The organism is Brevundimonas intermedia (genome assembly GCF_027922165.1).
GTDB lineage: Bacteria > Pseudomonadota > Alphaproteobacteria > Caulobacterales > Caulobacteraceae > Brevundimonas > Brevundimonas intermedia.
The window spans coordinates 185,551-202,557 of the sequence record NZ_BSFD01000001.1 but is presented as its reverse complement, the minus strand read 5'-3'; the positions used below and the strand labels follow the sequence as shown (position 1 = coordinate 202,557).

General features: G+C 67.3%; 25 protein-coding genes. 11 read left to right on the top strand and 14 right to left on the bottom strand.

What is annotated here, in order from left to right; all coding sequences use genetic code 11:
* The first annotated feature begins 30 nt into the window (after nt 1–30).
* Nucleotides 31–1,035, top strand: coding sequence for an HlyD family secretion protein (locus PKE72_RS00990; protein ID WP_271163607.1), 1,005 nt, complete (start codon nt 31–33; stop codon nt 1,033–1,035).
* A gap of 9 nt (nt 1,036–1,044) precedes the next feature.
* Here the strand turns inward: PKE72_RS00990 and PKE72_RS00985 are convergent, their stop codons facing one another.
* Entirely contained in the window at nt 1,045–1,842 is a 798-nt protein-coding gene (locus PKE72_RS00985) for a crotonase/enoyl-CoA hydratase family protein (RefSeq protein ID WP_271163606.1), read from the bottom strand.
* 116 nt (nt 1,843–1,958) lie between these two features.
* Nucleotides 1,959–2,111, bottom strand: a complete 153-nt coding sequence (locus tag PKE72_RS00980; protein ID WP_183196055.1) for a hypothetical protein — start codon at nt 2,109–2,111, stop codon at nt 1,959–1,961.
* Between the two features lie 226 nt (nt 2,112–2,337).
* On the opposite strand from PKE72_RS00980, the gene PKE72_RS00975 reads away from it, so the two are divergent.
* Both PKE72_RS00975 and PKE72_RS00970 read left to right on the top strand, forming a co-directional pair.
* On the top strand, nt 2,338–2,499 hold the full coding sequence (locus tag PKE72_RS00975; protein WP_271163899.1) for a DUF1289 domain-containing protein: 162 nt from the start codon (nt 2,338–2,340) through the stop codon (nt 2,497–2,499).
* Between the two features lie 70 nt (nt 2,500–2,569).
* The gene (locus tag PKE72_RS00970; RefSeq protein ID WP_271163605.1) at nt 2,570–3,094 is read left to right on the top strand and encodes a retropepsin-like aspartic protease family protein; all 525 of its coding nucleotides are present in this window, start codon (nt 2,570–2,572) and stop codon (nt 3,092–3,094) included.
* Between the two features lie 7 nt (nt 3,095–3,101).
* Here the strand turns inward: PKE72_RS00970 and pgsA are convergent, their stop codons facing one another.
* From pgsA to PKE72_RS00950, 4 genes are read right to left on the bottom strand one after another with little or no spacing between them, the layout of a single operon-like run.
* Nucleotides 3,102–3,749 carry a CDP-diacylglycerol--glycerol-3-phosphate 3-phosphatidyltransferase gene (gene pgsA / locus PKE72_RS00965; protein WP_267515671.1) on the bottom strand — a complete coding sequence of 216 codons (648 nt, stop codon included), beginning with the start codon at nt 3,747–3,749 and terminating at the stop codon, nt 3,102–3,104.
* Nucleotides 3,746–4,201: a PIN domain-containing protein gene (locus tag PKE72_RS00960; RefSeq protein ID WP_271163604.1), complete on the bottom strand. Its 456-nt coding sequence runs from the start codon at nt 4,199–4,201 to the stop codon at nt 3,746–3,748. The genes pgsA and PKE72_RS00960 overlap by 4 nt, the downstream gene beginning before the upstream one ends.
* Entirely contained in the window at nt 4,198–4,443 is a 246-nt protein-coding gene (locus PKE72_RS00955) for a type II toxin-antitoxin system Phd/YefM family antitoxin (RefSeq protein ID WP_271163603.1), read from the bottom strand. The genes PKE72_RS00960 and PKE72_RS00955 overlap by 4 nt, the downstream gene beginning before the upstream one ends.
* A gap of 36 nt (nt 4,444–4,479) precedes the next feature.
* Nucleotides 4,480–5,100: a carbonic anhydrase gene (locus PKE72_RS00950; RefSeq protein WP_271163602.1), complete on the bottom strand. Its 621-nt coding sequence runs from the start codon at nt 5,098–5,100 to the stop codon at nt 4,480–4,482.
* A 68-nt stretch (nt 5,101–5,168) separates the two neighbouring features.
* Between PKE72_RS00950 and PKE72_RS00945 the strand changes: the two genes are divergently transcribed.
* Together PKE72_RS00945 and PKE72_RS00940 are read left to right on the top strand one after the other, a co-directional pair.
* On the top strand, nt 5,169–5,405 hold the full coding sequence (locus PKE72_RS00945; RefSeq protein ID WP_271163601.1) for an antitoxin: 237 nt from the start codon (nt 5,169–5,171) through the stop codon (nt 5,403–5,405).
* Between the two features lie 11 nt (nt 5,406–5,416).
* On the top strand, nt 5,417–5,794 hold the full coding sequence (locus PKE72_RS00940; RefSeq protein ID WP_271163600.1) for a PIN domain-containing protein: 378 nt from the start codon (nt 5,417–5,419) through the stop codon (nt 5,792–5,794).
* Between the two features lie 6 nt (nt 5,795–5,800).
* Here PKE72_RS00940 and uvrC read toward each other — a convergent pair whose 3' ends face one another.
* Genes uvrC through PKE72_RS00915 form a run of 5 tightly spaced genes read right to left on the bottom strand, consistent with a single transcriptional unit; the run spans nt 5,801 to nt 10,382 of the window.
* Nucleotides 5,801–7,666 (bottom strand): excinuclease ABC subunit UvrC, encoded by a 1,866-nt coding sequence (gene uvrC, locus PKE72_RS00935; RefSeq protein WP_271163599.1) that lies wholly within the window; start codon nt 7,664–7,666, stop codon nt 5,801–5,803.
* Between the two features lie 16 nt (nt 7,667–7,682).
* Nucleotides 7,683–8,129: a DMT family transporter gene (locus PKE72_RS00930; protein ID WP_271163598.1), complete on the bottom strand. Its 447-nt coding sequence runs from the start codon at nt 8,127–8,129 to the stop codon at nt 7,683–7,685.
* A 31-nt stretch (nt 8,130–8,160) separates the two neighbouring features.
* Nucleotides 8,161–9,015, bottom strand: coding sequence for an alpha/beta hydrolase (locus tag PKE72_RS00925; protein WP_271163597.1), 855 nt, complete (start codon nt 9,013–9,015; stop codon nt 8,161–8,163).
* 52 nt (nt 9,016–9,067) lie between these two features.
* Nucleotides 9,068–9,541 (bottom strand): NUDIX domain-containing protein, encoded by a 474-nt coding sequence (locus PKE72_RS00920; RefSeq protein WP_271163596.1) that lies wholly within the window; start codon nt 9,539–9,541, stop codon nt 9,068–9,070.
* A gap of 22 nt (nt 9,542–9,563) precedes the next feature.
* Complete coding sequence (locus PKE72_RS00915) at nt 9,564–10,382, bottom strand: sulfotransferase (protein WP_271163595.1); 819 nt, start codon at nt 10,380–10,382, stop codon at nt 9,564–9,566.
* A 135-nt stretch (nt 10,383–10,517) separates the two neighbouring features.
* On the opposite strand from PKE72_RS00915, the gene PKE72_RS00910 reads away from it, so the two are divergent.
* From PKE72_RS00910 to PKE72_RS00885, 6 genes are all read left to right on the top strand, one after another.
* The gene (locus tag PKE72_RS00910) at nt 10,518–10,649 is read left to right on the top strand and encodes a hypothetical protein (RefSeq protein WP_271163594.1); all 132 of its coding nucleotides are present in this window, start codon (nt 10,518–10,520) and stop codon (nt 10,647–10,649) included.
* Nucleotides 10,642–11,403: an SDR family oxidoreductase gene (locus tag PKE72_RS00905; protein ID WP_271163593.1), complete on the top strand. Its 762-nt coding sequence runs from the start codon at nt 10,642–10,644 to the stop codon at nt 11,401–11,403. Before PKE72_RS00910 ends, PKE72_RS00905 begins: the two co-directional genes overlap by 8 nt.
* 4 nt (nt 11,404–11,407) lie before the next feature.
* On the top strand, nt 11,408–11,806 hold the full coding sequence (gene folB, locus PKE72_RS00900; protein ID WP_373878058.1) for a dihydroneopterin aldolase: 399 nt from the start codon (nt 11,408–11,410) through the stop codon (nt 11,804–11,806).
* 79 nt (nt 11,807–11,885) lie between these two features.
* A complete protein-coding gene (locus PKE72_RS00895) occupies nt 11,886–12,518 on the top strand; it encodes a hypothetical protein (RefSeq protein ID WP_271163592.1) in 633 nt (210 codons plus the stop codon).
* Nucleotides 12,519–12,528: 10 nt separating this feature from the next.
* Entirely contained in the window at nt 12,529–12,912 is a 384-nt protein-coding gene (locus tag PKE72_RS00890) for a hypothetical protein (protein ID WP_271163591.1), read from the top strand.
* A 60-nt stretch (nt 12,913–12,972) separates the two neighbouring features.
* Nucleotides 12,973–13,257: a GNAT family N-acetyltransferase gene (locus PKE72_RS00885; RefSeq protein ID WP_271163590.1), complete on the top strand. Its 285-nt coding sequence runs from the start codon at nt 12,973–12,975 to the stop codon at nt 13,255–13,257.
* A 151-nt stretch (nt 13,258–13,408) separates the two neighbouring features.
* Here PKE72_RS00885 and PKE72_RS00880 read toward each other — a convergent pair whose 3' ends face one another.
* The 3 genes from PKE72_RS00880 to mdoH all read right to left on the bottom strand — a co-directional run bounded on the left by PKE72_RS00880 (nt 13,409) and on the right by mdoH (nt 16,858).
* On the bottom strand, nt 13,409–14,395 hold the full coding sequence (locus PKE72_RS00880) for an SDR family oxidoreductase (protein ID WP_271163589.1): 987 nt from the start codon (nt 14,393–14,395) through the stop codon (nt 13,409–13,411).
* A gap of 62 nt (nt 14,396–14,457) precedes the next feature.
* Nucleotides 14,458–14,775, bottom strand: coding sequence for a hypothetical protein (locus tag PKE72_RS00875; RefSeq protein ID WP_271163588.1), 318 nt, complete (start codon nt 14,773–14,775; stop codon nt 14,458–14,460).
* Between the two features lie 118 nt (nt 14,776–14,893).
* Nucleotides 14,894–16,858, bottom strand: coding sequence for a glucans biosynthesis glucosyltransferase MdoH (mdoH, locus tag PKE72_RS00870; protein ID WP_271163587.1), 1,965 nt, complete (start codon nt 16,856–16,858; stop codon nt 14,894–14,896).
* Between the last annotated feature and the right edge of the window lie 149 nt (nt 16,859–17,007).

Genomic DNA, 17,007 nt, shown 5'->3' with positions numbered 1-17,007 from the left:
AACGACGAAATCCCTTAGGACGATACGCCCATGCCCGGCTTTCTGAAGAAAAAACGCACCTGGATCGGCCTGTTGCTGGTTATCGTGCTGGTGGTCGGCTTCATGCTGTTCCAGTCGGCCGCCAAGACCAAGAAGGTCGAACAGGAGAAGGCCGCCGCGACCAAGGTCGAGAGCCCCTATGCGGCCATCGCCAACGGCAAGGTCGATGTCGAGGGCGGCATCATCCAGATCGCGGCCCGTCGCGGCGGCATCGTGCGTGAAGTGTTGGTGCAGGAGGGCGACACCGTCGTCGCCGGCCAGATCCTGGCGCGCCAGGAAGATGACGAGCCGAGGCTTGCGGTGCAAAGCGCGGCGGCCGCCGTGGCCCAGGCCGAGAGCGAGTTGGCCCAAATCCGCGTCGATATCCGCACCGCACGGCGCGAACGCGACCGTCTGCAACGACTGGTCGCCACCAACTTCGTCGCCGCCCAGCGCATTGACCAGGCCGAAGACCAGATCGCCGTGGCCCAGGCCCGCCTCGGGTCGCAGACGGCCGCAGTGCAGACGGCGCGCGCCCGTCTGGAGGAGGCGCGCTATAATCAGGAGCTGACCATCATCCGCGCGCCTAGCAACGGTCGGATCGTGCGCCGTTACGCCAACCCCGGCGCCGGCGCCTCGACCCTCAATGTCTCCAACATGTTCGATCTGGAGCCGGATGCGCCGCGCATCGTCCGCGCCGAAGTGGTGGAAAGCGACCTGCCGAACCTGCGTGACGGTCAGGCCGTCGAGATCACGCCCGAAGGCGACACCAGCAAGGTCTATATCGGCGCAGTGATGCGGCGGGCGGCCGTGTTCGGCGCCCGCAAACTCGCCTCGGATGATCCCTCGCAGCGCACCGACGAGCGGGTGGTGGAGGTGGTGGCCTCGGCCGGCGACGCGCCCTTGCTGATCGGCCAGCGCGTCCTGGTCAAGTTCATGAAACCGGGCGAAACCGCAGGGGCAAAGCGCGCGGTCGCCGCGGGCGTCGGCCCGAACCAGGCGATGCGCGCCCAGTAAGAACGCGGATCAGCGGCCGGTGAAGTCGCCCGACCGCTTTTCCAGCACCGCGTTCACGCCTTCCAGGTGGTCGTCGGTCATATGGGCGAGGGCCTGCATAGCGGCCGACAGTTCCAGAATCTGTTCGAAGGTCTGGTCCCGGCCCTGACGCATCAGGGTCTTGGCCATGCGCAGGGCCTGGGGCGGCTGGGCGGCGATTTCACCGGCGGTGATCAGGGCTTCGTCCATCAGCCGGTCGTGCGGCACGACCCGGTTGACCAGGCCCCAGCGTTCGGCCGTCTCGGCGTCGATGCTGCGGCCGGTGAACAGCATTTCGGCGGCGCGGGCGTAGCCGATGTCGCGCGGCAGGCGCCAGGCCCCGCCGTCGCCGGGGATGATGCCCAGCTTCAGAAAGGGTACGCCGAAGCTTGCGCGGTCCGACGCGATGCGGATGTCGGCCGTGGCGGCTATGCCACAGCCCAGGCCCATGGCCGGACCGTTGACGGCCGAGACCAGGGGGATCTCCAGATCATAGAGGCTGCGGACGATCCGGTGGACGACGCGGCGATAGCGGGCGCGGATCTCGGCGCCCGAGCCTTCGAACAGATCGCGCCGGTCGCGCATGGCGGTCAGATCTCCGCCTGCAGAAAAGGCCCGCCCGGCGCCGGTCAGGACCACGCATTTGACCGTCATGTCCGCATTGGCGCGAGCGCAGGCCTCGGCGAATTCGTCGCCGTCGCTCAGGTCGGGCAGGGCGTTCAGCCGGGCCTCGCGGTCCAGCGTCCAGATCAGGATCGCGCCCTGTCTCGTCTCGGCGATCAGGCCCATCGGTCGTCTCCCTCGGTTCATCCCGTCATCGGACGCCGACGCCGCGTCAGGCAAGTCCGGAATTGCAAAAGCCCCGGCCGGACCGGGGCTTCCGCAGCATCAGGCTTTCGAGGCCGTCAGCGTTTCTTGGGCGTATAGGGTACGAAGTTGGACGGGTGGCTGACCACACGTCCCGAGTTCGACGGCATATGCCGACTATTGACCAGCATCCCGCCCCACAGAGCAAAGGACATCATGGCGTGTTGGAGGTTACGCTCCTTATCGTTCATCTTGGCGTCTCCTTTCCCAGAACGATGAAAAGAGACGCGTCGTACCTTTGGGAATCTCACCCTCAGTCGTTTCGCGTCAGAGGCCAAGATAGCCAGTTTTGAGTTAATTGCAAATTTTTCGATCAGGAAGCGGAGTATATTTCTTTATGGTGTCACATTGAGCGAGACGCCCCCGCCGGGATCGCAAAGACCAGGGCCGCCTAAGGCGATCGCCACCCCCTGCGTCATGGTGTGCGCGGTGGATGGAGCCACCGGCCTGTGCCTGGGATGTTTCCGCAGCTTGAGCGAGATCGCCGGCTGGCGGACGCTGAGCGATGCGGAGCGGGCGGCGGTGATGGCCGAGCTGCCGTCCCGACGCGACCGCATCGACCCGGCCAAGCTGGGCTAGGCCGGGCCTTAAGGTTTCGTCAGCCAAGTCGTTTCACCCCATTCCAACCTGGGGCGGATATGCAGGGGGCATGATCCGTATCGACCTTCAGTCCGTCGCCGTGTTGAGCGTCGCCCTTGTGGCCTCGTTCGCGACCGCCCTGACGATCCGCCATCTGGACGGCGGCGAGGCTGCGATGGCGGCTTCGACGGGGAGCGCCTCGACCGAGGTCGCCGCACCGGCCTCCGGGACCGCGACCCAGGTGGTCAAGGGGCCGGACGGCCACTACTGGGCTCAGGCCAGGATCGACGGTCGGGCGGTTCAGGTTCTGGTCGACACCGGCGCCAGCGTGGTGGCCCTGACCCGCGCCGACGCACGCCGACTGGGCGTCGATCCGGCGCCGGAGGCCTTTACGGGCAAGGTTCAGACCGCGTCCGGCGTGGTGCGCGCTGCGCCGGTCGAGCTGAAGTCGATCTCGGTCGCCGGGGTTCGGGTCGATAATGTCGAAGCTCTGGTCGTCGAAGAAGGCCTGGCCTATTCGCTGCTGGGCATGAGCTATCTGGGCCGTCTATCCGCCTTCGAGGCGACCCCCACCGGGCTGACGCTGCGACCCTGAAGCGGGTTTAGAGGTCCCGCATCTGGCGGCGGGCTTCGTGGAAATACTGCCAGCCGGTCCACAGGGTGATGACGGCGGCGAACCAGATCAGGAAGACGGCGAAGGATTCGAACGCCGGCTGCCAGGCCAGGGGCGACCCGTCGGGATACTGAAGCCCGAAGGCGCTCCACAACAGGGTCAGTTGGAGTGCGGCGAGGGCGACCATCTGCACGGTGGTCTTCCACTTGGCGGCCAGGGTGACGGGCAGTTCGATACGGCCCGCCATGGTCTCGCGCAGAGCCGAGACCGCGAACTCACGGAACAGGATCAGGCCGCAGGGCAGGGCGATGCCCGGCAGGGAGCCGGACGCCAGTACGCCCAGGATGGCGCCGGTGATCAGCACCTTGTCGGCGATCGGGTCCAGGATGGCGCCCCAGCGGGTGGTCGAATTCCAGCGCCGGGCCAGGAACCCGTCGACCCAGTCGGTCGAGGCGGCGATGACGAAGATCCAGAAGGCCCAGACCCCGAACTTCAACTGAACCTCAGGCGAGAGCCAGGCGTCCAGCGCGCCGGGCGCCGCTCCGGCCATCATGGCGAACATCACCACGCCGGCAAACAGACGGATGCCGGTCAGGATGTTCGGAATGGGATTGGCGCGGTGCGTGGGGGCGGTCATGACGGGGTCTCCAGCAGGGACGCAAGCAGGGGGTGGGGCGTCTCCGCGAACGGGTTGGCGACGGTGACGCCTCGATAGACGAAGCCGTCCTGCATGTCTTCGGAAAGCAGAAGGCCGCAGCCGGCTTCGGCGGCGATGGTCAGGATCAAGGCGTCCCAGATCGGCAGATTGAAGAAGGCCGCGGCCTCCAGAGCGGCGTCCATGGTCGTGGCCGTGGCGGCGGTCAGTCCAATGCCCGCGCTCCAGTCGAGGACGATCCTTCGAGCGACCTTTGGCGGATGGCCACCCTTGCGTGTCAGGATGTTGTAGAGCTCGCCAGCGACCTGGGTCGGGATGACCAGGTTCTGCTTGGCGAGTGTCTTCAGCACTCCTATCGCGCGCTGACGCTTTGGTTCGTCATCACCGATGCCGGCGGCGTAACCCAGAACGTTGGTGTCGAGCGCCAGTTTCAAGCGTAACCGTCTTCACGCGTGATGCGTCCGGGCGCGCGGGCAGGCAGGGCCGCCAAATCGTCCACCAAGGCGTGCAGCCGGGCGACGCGTTCATCGTCTGTCTGCTCGCCGGCGGTTGCCGGCGTGATCCGCACCAGCGGCTTGCCTCGAGCGGTGACGACGTAAGATTCGCCAGACGCCACCTCGCGAAAGATGCGCGAGAACTCGCGATTGGCCTCGGTCGCGGTGATGATGCGTTCCATGGGGCAATAGTAGTGTTTTTCACTACTTTGCGCAAATCACGCCAACGGTTCGAACCTCGGCTTGTTCGTCAGGGCGCGCAGGACGCCGTCAGCGATGCCGAAATGAAGGCCGGTCAGGGTCAGTTCGCCGGCGGCCTCGCGCTCTGCGATCCAAGGGAAGGTGCGCAGGTTTTCGATGGACAGGCGGACGACGGCCTCTTCAGCAGCGCGCTCGACCTGGTCTTCGGACACTTCCTCGGCCACGCGGCGGACGACGGCCGAGCCCTGGGCCACCCAGGGGGCGACGAAGTCGGCGCAGATGTCGGGCGCGCCGTTCAGCATGGCGTTCACCCCGCCGCAGTGGGCGTGGCCCATGACGACGATGCGCTGGACGTTCAGCACCTTGACCCCGAACTCCAGCGCCGCCGACACGCCGTGCAGGAGGCCGTCGGGCTCATACGGCGGGACTAGATTGGCGACGTTGCGCACCACGAACAGCTGGCCGGGCGCGGCGTCGAAGATCAGGGCCGGATCGGCGCGGCTGTCGGAACAGGCCACGATCAGGGTGTGCGGCTTCTGGCCCTGGGCCAGGGCTTCATACTCGGCGCGGGCGGCGGGCCAATGCTCGGTACGGAACCTGCGATAGCCGGAGGTCAGTTCGTCGTCGATGTCGCTCATGACGCGCCTGTAGCGCTTTGAGCGGCGCTGATAAATCGTGTATACGTGTGTATACGAAGGAGCGCGCCATGCCGGTCACCAGTCGAACATTCCGCAGCGGCAACAGTGAAGCCGTGCGCCTGCCGAAGGAGTTTGCGTTCGGGCCGGGCGTCGAGGTCGAGATCGATCGAAAGGGCGACGTCGTGACCATTTCGCCCAAGCGAAAGCCTGTCAAAGAGATGCTGGCCAAGCTGCGTAGCCTGCCTAAGCCGGCCAGCATCGGTATTCGTCACGAGGTCGAGGTCCCCGAACGTCCGGGTCTCTAGGCGTGGCCTATATGCTTGACACCAATGTCGCCATTCATCTGCGGGATGGCGACGCGCTGACCGACGAGCGAGTGGACGCCCTCGATCCTCCGCTTCTGCTGTCCGTTATAAGCCGTATTGAGTTGGAAGCGGATCTTGGCCGGCTGGACGCAAGCACCGCAGAACGGCGGGCGAGGTTGGACGCCCTGCTGGAGGTCGTGCCGGCGCTTCCATTCGGATCTGACGAGGCGCAGGCGTACCGAGTCATCGTCGAAACCTGTGGCTTCTCACGACGCAAGGTGCTGGATCGGATGATCGCGGCGCAGGCGATCACTTCCGGCGCGACCTTGGTGACCTGCAACGTCGACGACTTTCGCGACATTCCCGGCCTGACCCTGCTGGAGTGGTGAGGCGGTCTACGGCTGTCTGAAGAAGGCGTGGATGCGTTCGGCCAGGGGCTGGTTGATGCCGTCCACCTTGACCAGGTCCGACACCGAGGCGCGGCCGACGCCCTTGGCGGAGCCGAAGGCGTGGAGCAGGGCCTTCTTGCGGCCGGGGCCGACGCCTTCGATCTCGTCCAATGGATTCTTCTTGATGTCCATCGAGCGGCGCTTGGCGTGGGCGCCGTTGGCGAAGCGGTGGGCCTCGTCGCGCAGCCGCTGGAGGTAGTAGAGGGCCGGCGACTTCAGGGGCAGCATGAAGGGGGCTTTGCCGGGCATGAAGAACTTCTCCATCCCCGCATCGCGGTCCGGGCCCTTGGCGACGCCGACCACCGCGATGTCGTCCAGGCCCAGATCGGCCAGGACCGCCAGCACCTCGGCCAACTGGCCCGCGCCGCCGTCGATCAGCAGTAGGTCGGGACGGACGGCGTCCTCGCCCTCTTCCTCGTCCTTGACCAGGCGGGCGAAGCGGCGGCGCATCACCTCGCGCATCATGCCGTAGTCGTCGCCGGGCGTCAGATCCTCGCCGCGGATGTTGAACTTGCGATACTGCGACTTCTGGAAACCATCGGGTCCGGCGACGACCATGCCGCCGACCGCGTTGGTGCCCTGGATATGGGCGTTGTCGTAGATCTCGATCCGCTCGGGCCGGGTCTCCAGACCAAAGGCCTCGCAGACCTCGTCCAGGATCTTCCCTTGTGCAGAGCTTTCGGCCAGGCGGCGTCCAAGAGCCTCGCGGGCGTTGGTCAGGGCGTGGTCGACGAGGGCCAGTTTCTCGCCGCGCATCGGGCGGACGATCTCGATCTTGCGATCCGCCTTCATCGAGAAGGCCTCTTCCAGCAGCTCCAGCTCGTGCGGGCGGACGTTGGACAGGATCAGGCGCGGGATCGGCTTGTCCTCATAGAACTGGCCCAGGAAGGCGGCCAGGATCTCGGGATCGGTGTCGGTCTTGTCCACGCGCGGGAAATAGGCGCGGCCGCCCCAGTTCTGGCCGGCGCGGTAGAAGAAGACCTGGACGCAGGCCTGGCCGCCGTCGGAGTGCAGGGCGAAGACGTCGCCCTCGGCGACGCTGTCGGCGCTGACGGAGTTCTCCATTGATATGGCCGACAGGGCCCGGATGCGGTCGCGCACGCGGGCGGCCTGTTCGAAGTCCATCTCGTCCGAAGCGGCCTGCATCTCCTGCGACAGGCGGCTGATGACTGCGCGCGACTTGCCACGCAGGAACTGTTCGGCCTCGGTGACCAGTTCGCCGTAGTCCTCAAGCGAGATCAGGCCGGTGCAGGGGGCCGAGCAGCGCTTGATCTGGTGCAGCATACAGGGGCGGGTTCGGGTCTCGTAGACGCTGTCCGAACAGGATCGAAGCAGGAAGGCCTTCTGCAGGGTGTTCAGGGTCCGGTTCACCGCCCAGGTCGAGGCGAAGGGGCCGAAATAGTGGCCGGGGGTGGTGTGGGCGCCGCGATGTTTCTTCACCTGGGGCGCGCGGTGGTCGCTGCGGATCATCAGTTCGGCGAAGGACTTGTCATCGCGCAGCAGGACGTTGAAACGCGGCTTCAGCTTCTTGATGAAGTTGGATTCGAGCAGCAGGGCCTCGGTCTCGGACGCCGTGACGACCAGCTCCATCGACCGGGTCTGGGCCACCATCAGGCCGATGCGCTGGGTGTGGAAACGGCCCTGGGCGTACTGAACGATGCGCTTCTTCAGCGACTTGGCCTTGCCGACATAGAGGCATGAGCCGTCCTCGCCATACATGCGATAGACGCCCGGCTTGTCGGGCGCCCGACGCGCCTCGTCGGCGATCAGGGCGGCGGCCGTCAGGTTCGAATCGAGCGTCTCCTCGGTCATCCGGCTGGATATAGGCTCACGACCGCCGAACCAGAAGGACGCCCGCCAGAACCAGGCCCACCCCGGCGATACGGCCCAGGTTCAGCGGCTGGCGCGGCACGCCCAGGGCGCCGAAATGGTCGAGGACCAGGCTGAGCAGCAGCTGGCCGCCGACCATCAGGGTGATGGTCATGGCCACGCCCAGGCGCGGCACGCCCCAGGCGGCGGCGACCACGAAACAGGCGCCGTAGACCCCGCCCAGCCAGGCGTACCAGGGCAGGGCCCGGGCGGCGGCGAAGTCGGGGCGCGTGTGCATCAGGGCGGCGACGATCCCCAGCACCGTCGTGCCCACGGCGAAGGAGATGAAGGCCGCATTGACTGGCGAGGCGACGGCGGTCGCCAGCTTGGCGTTGGTCGGCGCCTGGAGGGCGGTGGCGCCCCCGGCCAGGACGACGATGAGGATGGCGATCAGGGACGGGTTCATACGCCTTGGCTAGCACGGCTCCGGCCGTTTGCTAGCCCGAGATGAAGCGGGCGGCGCGTTCGCCCTCGGGGTCGCCGGCGACGCCGAAGCCGCGGTTGATGGTCATGTGGCTGTCGTCGGGCGCGGCGACGACCTCTGCCCGACCGCCGGCGCGGGTCAGGGCCTCGGCCAGGCCTCGGCTCTGGACGGTCGAATCCTGGCGCCGGGCGACGTGGAAGATCAGGAAGGGCGGATAGGCGACGCCGGGTCGGACGCGCAGGGTCGGCGACAGGGCGGCGGCCTGGTCGCCGAAGGCCTGGTCGTAGGTCTGGCCCAACCACTGGTCGATGCGGCCGTCGCCGCGCGGGGCGGTGGCGTCATAGCCCGCCCCGTCCAGCAGGATGACCCCCGCCAGATCCGACGGCCTCAGTCCGACCGCGCCCAGATAGTCGGGATCGATCCCGACCAGGGCGGCCAGATGGGCGCCGGCCGAATGGCCCAGCAGACAGAGGGGGCGGCCCGGCAGGCGGCGTTTCAGGTCGGCGACGGCGGCGGCGACGTCCATGGCCGACTCGCGGGCGCTGACGGCGGGGGCCAGACGATAGCTGGTCGAGGCCAGGGTCAGGCCGTGACGTTGGGCGTAGGCGGGCAGTTCGCTGACCATTGCCCGCTCGCCGCGCGACCAGCCGCCGCCGTGGACGAACATCAGGATCGGCCCGGTTCCAAGGTCCGCATAGACGTCATAGGCCTGGAGCGGGTCGGGGCCGAAAGACCAGGTCTGGGCGGGGGCGACGGAACTGCGGCGGGAATCGTTTCCCCGTCGCGCGAGACGGCGCTGGGCCAGGGCCGGGGTCGATAGGGGGGCGAGGGTCAGGCCCAGCAGGGCGGCGCGGCGGGAGACGAGCATGGGACAGCCTTTCGTTCGTCCCAGAATAACGCCGTCCTGTGGGCGATCCGTCTCACCAATTTGTATCGGTTTGTACCTCGTCGAAAATCTCGGCCAGGCGGGCGCGCGTGCCCCGGTTCACGTCCTCGGGCAGGACGGCGGGGTGGAACCAGCCGATCTCGGCGATCTCGCCCTCGCTGGACCGCTCGCCCAGGTCGAAGGCGTCGATGCGGAAGACCAGGACATGATCACCGGGGAAGAACCGCTCGTTGGAGTGGATGGAAATCAGGCGCGGCGGGGTGCGGGCGATCAGGCCGGCCTCTTCCTTCAGTTCGCGCACCACGGCGTCCTGAGTGGTCTCGCCCTTGTCCACGCCGCCGCCGGGCAGCCACCAGCCGGGCAGATAGGTGTGTTTGACCAGCAGCACCCGCCCGCCCGCATCGACCGCCACGCCTCTGACGCCCAATGTCTTGCCGCGCGTCAGCCGCGACCAGACGAAAAACAGGGGGCGGGTGAAGGGTTCGATACGGGTGCGCCAGGTGCTCATCTCGTGACCATGGCATGAGGGATCACCGCAAGGTCAAGGACCGTGCCGCAGCGCCCTGGTTGCGGATCATATAGAGGGCCATGTCGCGCAGGCGGGGGAGGCGTTCTTTAAGGCGGCGGCGCAGCGAGGGGGTCTCGGCGTTCACGCTGGGGGTCAGGTCGGCTTCGACGCCGTCCAGAACATGCATCCAGCCGCGATCCGGTTCGTAGCCCAGGGCGATCAGCTCGGCGCCGAGGTCGCCGTGACGGTTTATCTGGCCCTGGAGCCGGGACAGGTGGCGGCGCCAAGCGCCCAGGCTGGACGCACAGACGGGACGGATCTGGCGCATGGCCGGAGCCCATTCGGCGTTCGGCCGGTCCACGGCGAGGTGATAGTCCGAGAAGCGACGAATCGGCCGCAGCCAGGGCATGACGGTCATCAGCTCGGTCTGGACCACGTCCGGCTCGGTCACCAGTCGGCGATAATCGACCACATGAAAGCGCGGATGATTTCGGGCGCGGGCGGCGGCGCGGGTGGCGCGGCGCCAGACCCGCAAATTGGTGAAATAGCGGCCGGGGTAGGCAGCGTGTTCGCTGGTGATCACTTCCCGCGGATCGCGGGCCAGATAGACGACGTCCAGTCGGGGATCCAGTTTCAGGATGGCGACCGCCGCCTCCACTTCGCCCGGACATTTGGTGCAGACCAGGCGGCGATCGCGCGGGATGGGCCGACGAAGCCGCTGTTCCGCCTCGACCGGCCCGTCGATGTCGAAACAGGTCAGGATCATGACATGGAGCAGGGTGGTGCCGCTGCGGGGCGCGCCGGTGATGTGCAGGCGTCTCGTGCGGGGGGAGTCGTGCATTCTGGTCCTCTTGAAAGCGAGGCGCCAGTGAAGCCGAGCATTGCGGGCGTCGTGGGGTGATCGGGTATCGGCGGTGTTTCGGTCCGGAGGCGGATGTTTCGCGCGTGAGACGCAGGCTGGAAGCGCCGCGGCCGCTTGAACCCTGCCGCCACTCGCTCTAATCCTGAAGGCCAACAGGAGCATAACATGCTGGCGCTCGGCATCATCTTCGGCTTCGTCGCCGTCATCGCCCTCATGAACCTGGTCGAGTTCGGCCGGGTTGACTGATCAGGCCCCCAGCGCCGTACGGGGCGTCGCCCTGGTCACGGGCGGGGCGCGGCGGATCGGGCGGGCCATTTGCCTGACCCTGGCCAAGGCCGGCTATGACGTGGCCGTGCACCACCACGCGTCGGGCGAGGACGCCCGGACCCTGGCGGACGAGATCGCGGCCCTTGGGCGGCGGTCGTGCCTGTTGCAGGCCGATCTGACGGACGAGATCAAGGTGCGCGCTCTGGTGCCGGCGGCGGCCGAGGCCCTCGGGCCGGTGACGGTGCTGGTCAATAACGCCTCGGTGTTCGAGGACGACCGGATCGGCGGGCTGACGCGCGAAAGCTGGGACCGGCATATTGAGACCAATCTGCGGGCTCCCCTCGTGCTGGCCGAGGCCTTTGCGGCCCAGACCGTCGAGGGAGCGATCGTCAATCTGCTGGACCAGAAGGTGCTGAAGCCGGATCCGCGCTTCTTTTCCTACAGCCTGTCGCGCAACGGCCTGTGGTGGGCGACCCGGACCCTGGCCCAGGCCCTGGCGCCCGGCATAAGGGTCAATGGGGTGGGGCCGGGGCCGACCCTGCCGTCGATCCACCAGACTCCCGAGGAATTCGCCGCCGAAGCGCGCGGCACCCTCTTGCAGACGCCCGGCAGCCCCCAGGCGGTGGCCGAGGCGGTGCTGTGGCTCATTGACGCGCGGATGGTCACGGGCCAGATGATCGCCGTCGACGGGGGCCAGCATCTGGCCTGGCGCACCCCGGACATCCAGGAGTAGTCGCGTGGTCCAGTCGTCTCAGGTGTCGCCGTTCCCGGCGGACGAGCCGCTGCGCTACGAGCGGCTGAGCGTCTTCGTGCGGGGGTTGGAGGTCGAGGCCGGGATCGGGGTCTATGACCACGAACAGGGGCGGTTGCAGCGGCTGGTCATCGACGTGACCCTGGAACTGGCGCCCAAGCCCATCGAACGTCTGGGCGACACGATCAACTACGAGACGGTGGCCAATGCGGCGCGCGCCATCGCCGCCGAGGGGCATGTGGGCCTGGTCGAGACCTTCGCCGAACGTCTGGCGCGGGCCTGTCTTGAGGACCGACGGGTGCAACGGGCGACCGTGCGGATCGAGAAGCCGGGCGCCCTTCAGGCCGTGATCGCGCCGGGCTGCGAGATCGTGCTGGCGCGATAGGTTGCGTCGGGCCGTTCGCGCGGCCATTGTCGGTTCATAGACCGGCCGTTTCGACGGCGTGAGAAAAGCGTTCGATATCATGGCCGAACCCGGCGATCCGAAGGGCCCCGACGCCCACGACGGCGATCAGGATCACGATCACGATCACGACGCCCATGTCGGTTTCGTCTCGCCCGCCTGTCTGGTCGGCGTGCCGCGCGCGCCAGAGCGAGAAGCTGAGCCTGAAGTCCAATCTGAGCCGGAGGCTGAAGCCAAGCCTGAAACCGGGGCCGCGCGCGCGTCGGAGCGCGAGCGCGATCTGTTCGATCCGCCGGAACCTGCGCCCGTGACCCCCGCCTTCACCCCAACGGCGGCGCCCCGCGCCTTCGCCGCTCCCGCTGCACGGCCCGCGCCGATGAGCCTGTACGCCGTCTATGTCCTGATCCTGTTGGCCGTCCCGACCCTGGGGCTGTCGGCCGTGCTGGCCCTTCTGGCGGTGACGGGGCGTGACGGACCTGACGAGCCGCTGGCCGGCAGCCACTTCGTCTATCAGCAGCGCACCCTGTGGAGCGCGGCCGTGGCGGCGGTGCTGGGCGGCCTGCTGGTGATCGTCAATATCGGCGTCTTCGTTCTGTTTCTGCTGGCCCTGTGGGTGTTGGCGCGCGGCGCCTTCGGCGTCCTGCGGCTGAAGGCTGGGCGGCCGATCGACAATCCTCGCAGCTGGCTGTTCTGAAAGGGCGACCATGACGACCGAACCGAACTTCACCCCGGGTCAGGAGCCGGAAGGCAAGGTCGCCGCCCTGGTGGCCTGGGCTCTGTTCATCCTCTCGATCCCCAGCGCAAATATTCTGGTGCTGGTGGGCCTTGTCGTCTCCTATGTGGCGCGGGGGACGGCGGTCGGCGTGGCGCGCCAGCATATCGAGGCCCAGATCGCCCTGTTCTGGTCGGTCTTCTGGTGGACCATCGCCGCCTGGGTCGGCATCTTCGTCAGCGCCCTGCTGTCGGTGATCCTGATCGGGATTCCTTTCCTGCTGCTGTTCGCCCTGATCTGGTTCCTGCTCAGCGTCTGGTTCACGGTGAAGAGCGTGCTGGGCCTGATCAACCTGCTGCAGAACAAGCCGATCTGACGCACCCCGACGATGGAACATCTCGCCTCCCAAGCTGTTGAAGCGAAAAGGGAGTTGAGTATGGGACCGTTCACGGACGCGACGAAAGAGAACCGCTTCGAGCAGGAGTTCGACAGCGAGGCGGGCCATGGTCGGGTCTGGGCCGACTACGCTGTGCGCGGCGGGGCCCGAATGATCCTGCACGTCGAAGCGGAGCAGGGATTGCGCGGCTCGGGCGCCGCCAGCCGGTTCATGCAGTCGATGGCCGAATATGCGCGAGAGAAGGGGCTGAGGCTGTTTCCCCGCTGCAGCTATGCGGTCACGTGGCACAAGCGGCATCCGGATTACGACGACGTGCTGGCGTAAGGCGGCGCATAGCCGGCTTTCCTGAAACCGTCATCTCGCCCTCGTGGCGAGGATCCCTACGCCCGGTCTCTAACGTCAGAGACCGGGCGTAGGGAGTCTAGGGACAAGCCCTAGAATGACGAAGCAGGGGAATTGTCCTCCCCAAGACCTCTTATCCCCCCGAATATCCGCCTAGGATCGGCAGGATCTCGCCGGTGATGAAGCTCGACATCTGGGGCGAGGCCAGGAAGACGTAGGCGGGGGCGATTTCCTCGGGCTGGGCCGGGCGTTTCATCACCGTCTGGGCGCCGAACTGCGACGTGGCCTCGGCGTCCTTGTCGGCGGGGTTCAGCGGGGTCCAGACCGGGCCGGGGGCGACCACGTTCACGCGGATGCCGCGCGGCGCCAGGTGCGTGCCTAGGGAGCGGGCGTAGGCGTGGATGCCGCCCTTGGTCAGGGAATAGTCCAGCAGGTCCTTGTTGCCCTGAAGTCCTGTGACCGAGCCGGTCATGACAATAGCTCCGCCGGATTTCATGTGCGGGACCGCCGCCTTGGTCATGTTGAAATAGCCGTAGAGGTTGGTCTTCAGCGTGCGGTCGAAATGCTCGTAGGTCAGGTCCTCGAAGACGTTGACGTGTTCCTGGAAGGCGGCGTTGGGAACCAGGACGTCGAGGCGGCCGAAGGCGTCCAGCGTGGCCTTGACCGCCGCCTCGGCGAAGGCCGGATCGGCGACGTCGCCCTTCAGCACCACGGCGCGGCGACCCTCGGCCTCGACGGCGGCCTTGGTCGTTTCGGCGTCGGCGTCTTCGTCCAGGTGGCAGATGACGACGTCGCAGCCTTCGCGAGCGAACAGGACGGCGACCGAACGGCCGATGCCGGAATCCGCGCCGGTGATCAGGGCTGCAAAGCCCTCGAGCTTGCCCGAGCCCTTCCAGAAGGGGGCGTCGTACATCGGGGCGGGGTCAAGGGCGGCCTCGTCGCCGGGCTTGGTCTGGTGCTGTTTAGGGAAGGGCGGTTCGGGATAGGGCCGGGCGCCGGCCTGAACCGCGCTGGATGATGATGAGTCGCCCGACTGGGCGTCTTTGGCGTCGATGTCGCGCTGGATGGCGCGTTCATGATCGGCGGTGTCTTTTGCGCCGGCGTCGAAACGGTCGTCCATGAGAGGACTCCTGATGGCTGGGGGCCTCAGGGAGCGGATCAGGGAGCAAGCCGTTCCGTCGATCAGCCGACGCGGTTGATGATCGTCCGGATGGTTTCCGCGCGGCTGGGCAGATCGACGGCCAGACGCGAGGCGATTTCGCGGGCGCCGACGGGATAGGCCTCACCGCCGTCAGCGATGGCGCGGGCCTTTTCTGCGGCCTGGATCAACAGTCTTTCGAGCAGTTCGATCTCTTCCAGGGCCAGGGCGTGAGCTTCCTGTTGCAGGCGCTGAACCCGCTCAGCCGTGGTCTCCGGCGCGCGCATCAGGTCGTAGACGGCGGCCTCGGCGCCGACGAGGCGCAGATCGGGTTTGGAATCGGTGCTGGTCTTCTTGGTCATGGAATCGGTCCACAGCGATGGCTGAGGATCGAAGGTGGTCTCGGTTACGCGGTTCGTCGAGCTTGACCGTAGCGGTTATGGCCACGCTGTGGCCGCCGCGCATCGGTTTGTGCCGTTTTTACAGCTCAGGCGCGCGGGCCGGGACCATGGCCGGGGCTGCAACTGGGGCCAGGACGCCGCCGGCGACGGCGCGCAGCGGCGAGCGGGGCGTGTGCAGGACGGCCGGATTGACGCTGACGCCGTCCTGGGCCGGGGTGACCAGGAAGCCCTTGGCGGCCAGCTTGTCGCCGGAGCGGACGCGCGAGGTCCAGACGGTGATCGGCGCGGCCAGCAGCAGGGGCAGGACGATCGGTGCGAACCAGGTCGCCAGGTCGGGGCGAACGCACAGGGGCGCGAGGAAGCCGACGCCGGCGATCATCTGCCAGCGCATGGCGCGGAAGGCGTCGGACCAGGCCAGGCCGTCGGCCTCGCGCTGCTGGGTCGACCAGCCGGTGTCGTGGCCGGACAGAATCTGGATGAAGGCCTTGGTGTTGGCGACCATCAGGATGGGGGCCAGGATGGCCGACAGGGCGATCTCGGCGGCCATGCCCTTGGCGATGGCGCGACGCCCGCCGAAGGCGCGCAACTCGGCCGGACGGCTGAGGACCAGGGCCGCGCCCATGAACTTGGGCCCGATCAGCAGCACGCCCGACAGGAAGGAGGCCAGCATGAAGGGGGTGAACTGGGGGTTCAGGATGTAGAAGAAGCTGGTCCAGTCGACCGGATAGAACATCTGGATGAACAGGCCGACCATCAGCGACGCCAGCCACAGGGGCGAGGACAGATAGGCCATGCAGCCCATCGCCAGCTGCAGGCGGCTCATCGGCGACAGGCCCTTGGCGCCGATCAGGCCCAGGTGCTGCAGATTGCCCTGGAACCAGCGGTGGTCGCGGCGGATGAAGTCGGTGATCGAGGGCGGCGTCTCTTCCCAGGATCCGTCCAGGGCGGCGCTGACGTGGACGGCCCAGCCGGCGCGGCGCATCAGGGCGGCCTCGACCACGTCGTGGCTCATGATATGGCCGCCGAAGGGTTTCCTGCCCGGCAGGTGGGGCAGGCCGCAGCAGGCGGCGAAGGCGCGCGTGCGGATGATGGCGTTATGGCCCCAGTAGCTGGATTCCGAACCGGTCCAGTAGGCCAGGCCCGCCGCGGCGACGCGGCCGTACAGGCGCACCGAATACTGCGACACGCGGGCGAAGATGGTGCGGGCCTTGATGATGACCGGGGCGGTCTGGATCAGGCCGACGCCTGGATTGCGCTCCATGGCGTCGACCATGCGCAGCAGGGTCTCGCCAGCCATGGTGCTGTCGGCGTCCAGGACGATCATGTTTTCATAGGCGCCGCCGAAACGACGGACCCATTCGGCCAAGTTGCCGGCCTTGCGCTCGGCATTGTCCGAACGGCGGCGATAGAAGGATTTGCAGCCGGCGGTCAGGCGGAAGGCCTGGAAGACCGAGCGTTCGGAGGCGGCAGCGTCTTCCTTGGTCGAGTCGCTCAGCACGAAGATGTCGAAGGCCGCAGCGGCGCCCAGGCGGGTGAGCGACTGGTCGATCATCGCCAGACGGGCGAAGGAGGCGCGGGCGTCCTCGTTGTACAACGGCATCAGCAGGGCCGTGCGGGTGCGCGGCAGGGCCGGATGAGGGGCGAAGGCCAGGTCGGCCTGGTCCTTGCCGCGCAGCATGACGAACAGACCCATCAGGCCGCTGACGAACCAGCAGGAGATGGCGGTGATCAGCAGCATGAAGATGCCGAAGGCCAGGATCTCGGTGCCGTCCCAGCCCTTGCGGGCGTACAGGTAGAAGGGGGTGATGGCGGACAGGCTGGTCAGGACGACGGTGCCGGCCAGCAGCATCAGGCGGCGCAGGGCGACCGTGCGCGGGGAGGTGGCGGGGATCGTCTCCGCGACAGCGTCGGGCGCGGCCAGCGACTGAATCGGCATGGCCAGCGGCGCTTCGTCGGGCAGCCAGGACCAGGCCGGCCCTTGCGGAGCCGGGTTCATCGTCTCGAATTCAGCCTGTTCGACAGGCCGGATCGCCAGCTTGTTCATGCCGCTCTGGACGCCCCCGTGTTGACCGACCCGGCTTCCGAAGGCAGGAAGGGGGCGGCGCGCTGCATTGCAGCACGAGCCCTATAGTCGATCACATTCGCGCGATTTTCAATCACGCAATGTTGATATAGCCAAAAAATATGGGGGAT

What these genes read in the sequence shown, in the direction of transcription:
- PKE72_RS00920 (WP_271163596.1), bottom strand. Translation starts at nt 9,541, where the DNA reads ATGAGCACCTGGCGCACCCGTATCGAACCCTTCACCCGCCCCCTGTTT.
- PKE72_RS00925 (WP_271163597.1), bottom strand. Translation starts at nt 9,015, where the DNA reads ATGCTCGTCTCCCGCCGCGCCGCCCTGCTGGGCCTGACCCTCGCCCCC.
- PKE72_RS00930 (WP_271163598.1), bottom strand. Translation starts at nt 8,129, where the DNA reads ATGAACCCGTCCCTGATCGCCATCCTCATCGTCGTCCTGGCCGGGGGC.
- PKE72_RS00895 (WP_271163592.1), top strand. Translation starts at nt 11,886, where the DNA reads ATGGCCGAACCCGGCGATCCGAAGGGCCCCGACGCCCACGACGGCGAT.
- mdoH (WP_271163587.1), bottom strand. Translation starts at nt 16,858, where the DNA reads ATGAACAAGCTGGCGATCCGGCCTGTCGAACAGGCTGAATTCGAGACG.
- PKE72_RS00915 (WP_271163595.1), bottom strand. Translation starts at nt 10,382, where the DNA reads ATGCACGACTCCCCCCGCACGAGACGCCTGCACATCACCGGCGCGCCC.
- PKE72_RS00955 (WP_271163603.1), bottom strand. Translation starts at nt 4,443, where the DNA reads ATGGAACGCATCATCACCGCGACCGAGGCCAATCGCGAGTTCTCGCGC.
- PKE72_RS00945 (WP_271163601.1), top strand. Translation starts at nt 5,169, where the DNA reads ATGCCGGTCACCAGTCGAACATTCCGCAGCGGCAACAGTGAAGCCGTG.
- pgsA (WP_267515671.1), bottom strand. Translation starts at nt 3,749, where the DNA reads ATGACCGCCCCCACGCACCGCGCCAATCCCATTCCGAACATCCTGACC.
- PKE72_RS00980 (WP_183196055.1), bottom strand. Translation starts at nt 2,111, where the DNA reads ATGAACGATAAGGAGCGTAACCTCCAACACGCCATGATGTCCTTTGCT.
- PKE72_RS00875 (WP_271163588.1), bottom strand. Translation starts at nt 14,775, where the DNA reads ATGACCAAGAAGACCAGCACCGATTCCAAACCCGATCTGCGCCTCGTC.
- PKE72_RS00880 (WP_271163589.1), bottom strand. Translation starts at nt 14,395, where the DNA reads ATGGACGACCGTTTCGACGCCGGCGCAAAAGACACCGCCGATCATGAA.
- PKE72_RS00990 (WP_271163607.1), top strand. Translation starts at nt 31, where the DNA reads ATGCCCGGCTTTCTGAAGAAAAAACGCACCTGGATCGGCCTGTTGCTG.
- PKE72_RS00885 (WP_271163590.1), top strand. Translation starts at nt 12,973, where the DNA reads ATGGGACCGTTCACGGACGCGACGAAAGAGAACCGCTTCGAGCAGGAG.
- PKE72_RS00970 (WP_271163605.1), top strand. Translation starts at nt 2,570, where the DNA reads ATGATCCGTATCGACCTTCAGTCCGTCGCCGTGTTGAGCGTCGCCCTT.
- PKE72_RS00985 (WP_271163606.1), bottom strand. Translation starts at nt 1,842, where the DNA reads ATGGGCCTGATCGCCGAGACGAGACAGGGCGCGATCCTGATCTGGACG.
- PKE72_RS00890 (WP_271163591.1), top strand. Translation starts at nt 12,529, where the DNA reads ATGACGACCGAACCGAACTTCACCCCGGGTCAGGAGCCGGAAGGCAAG.
- uvrC (WP_271163599.1), bottom strand. Translation starts at nt 7,666, where the DNA reads ATGACCGAGGAGACGCTCGATTCGAACCTGACGGCCGCCGCCCTGATC.
- PKE72_RS00940 (WP_271163600.1), top strand. Translation starts at nt 5,417, where the DNA reads ATGCTTGACACCAATGTCGCCATTCATCTGCGGGATGGCGACGCGCTG.
- PKE72_RS00950 (WP_271163602.1), bottom strand. Translation starts at nt 5,100, where the DNA reads ATGAGCGACATCGACGACGAACTGACCTCCGGCTATCGCAGGTTCCGT.
- PKE72_RS00975 (WP_271163899.1), top strand. Translation starts at nt 2,338, where the DNA reads ATGGTGTGCGCGGTGGATGGAGCCACCGGCCTGTGCCTGGGATGTTTC.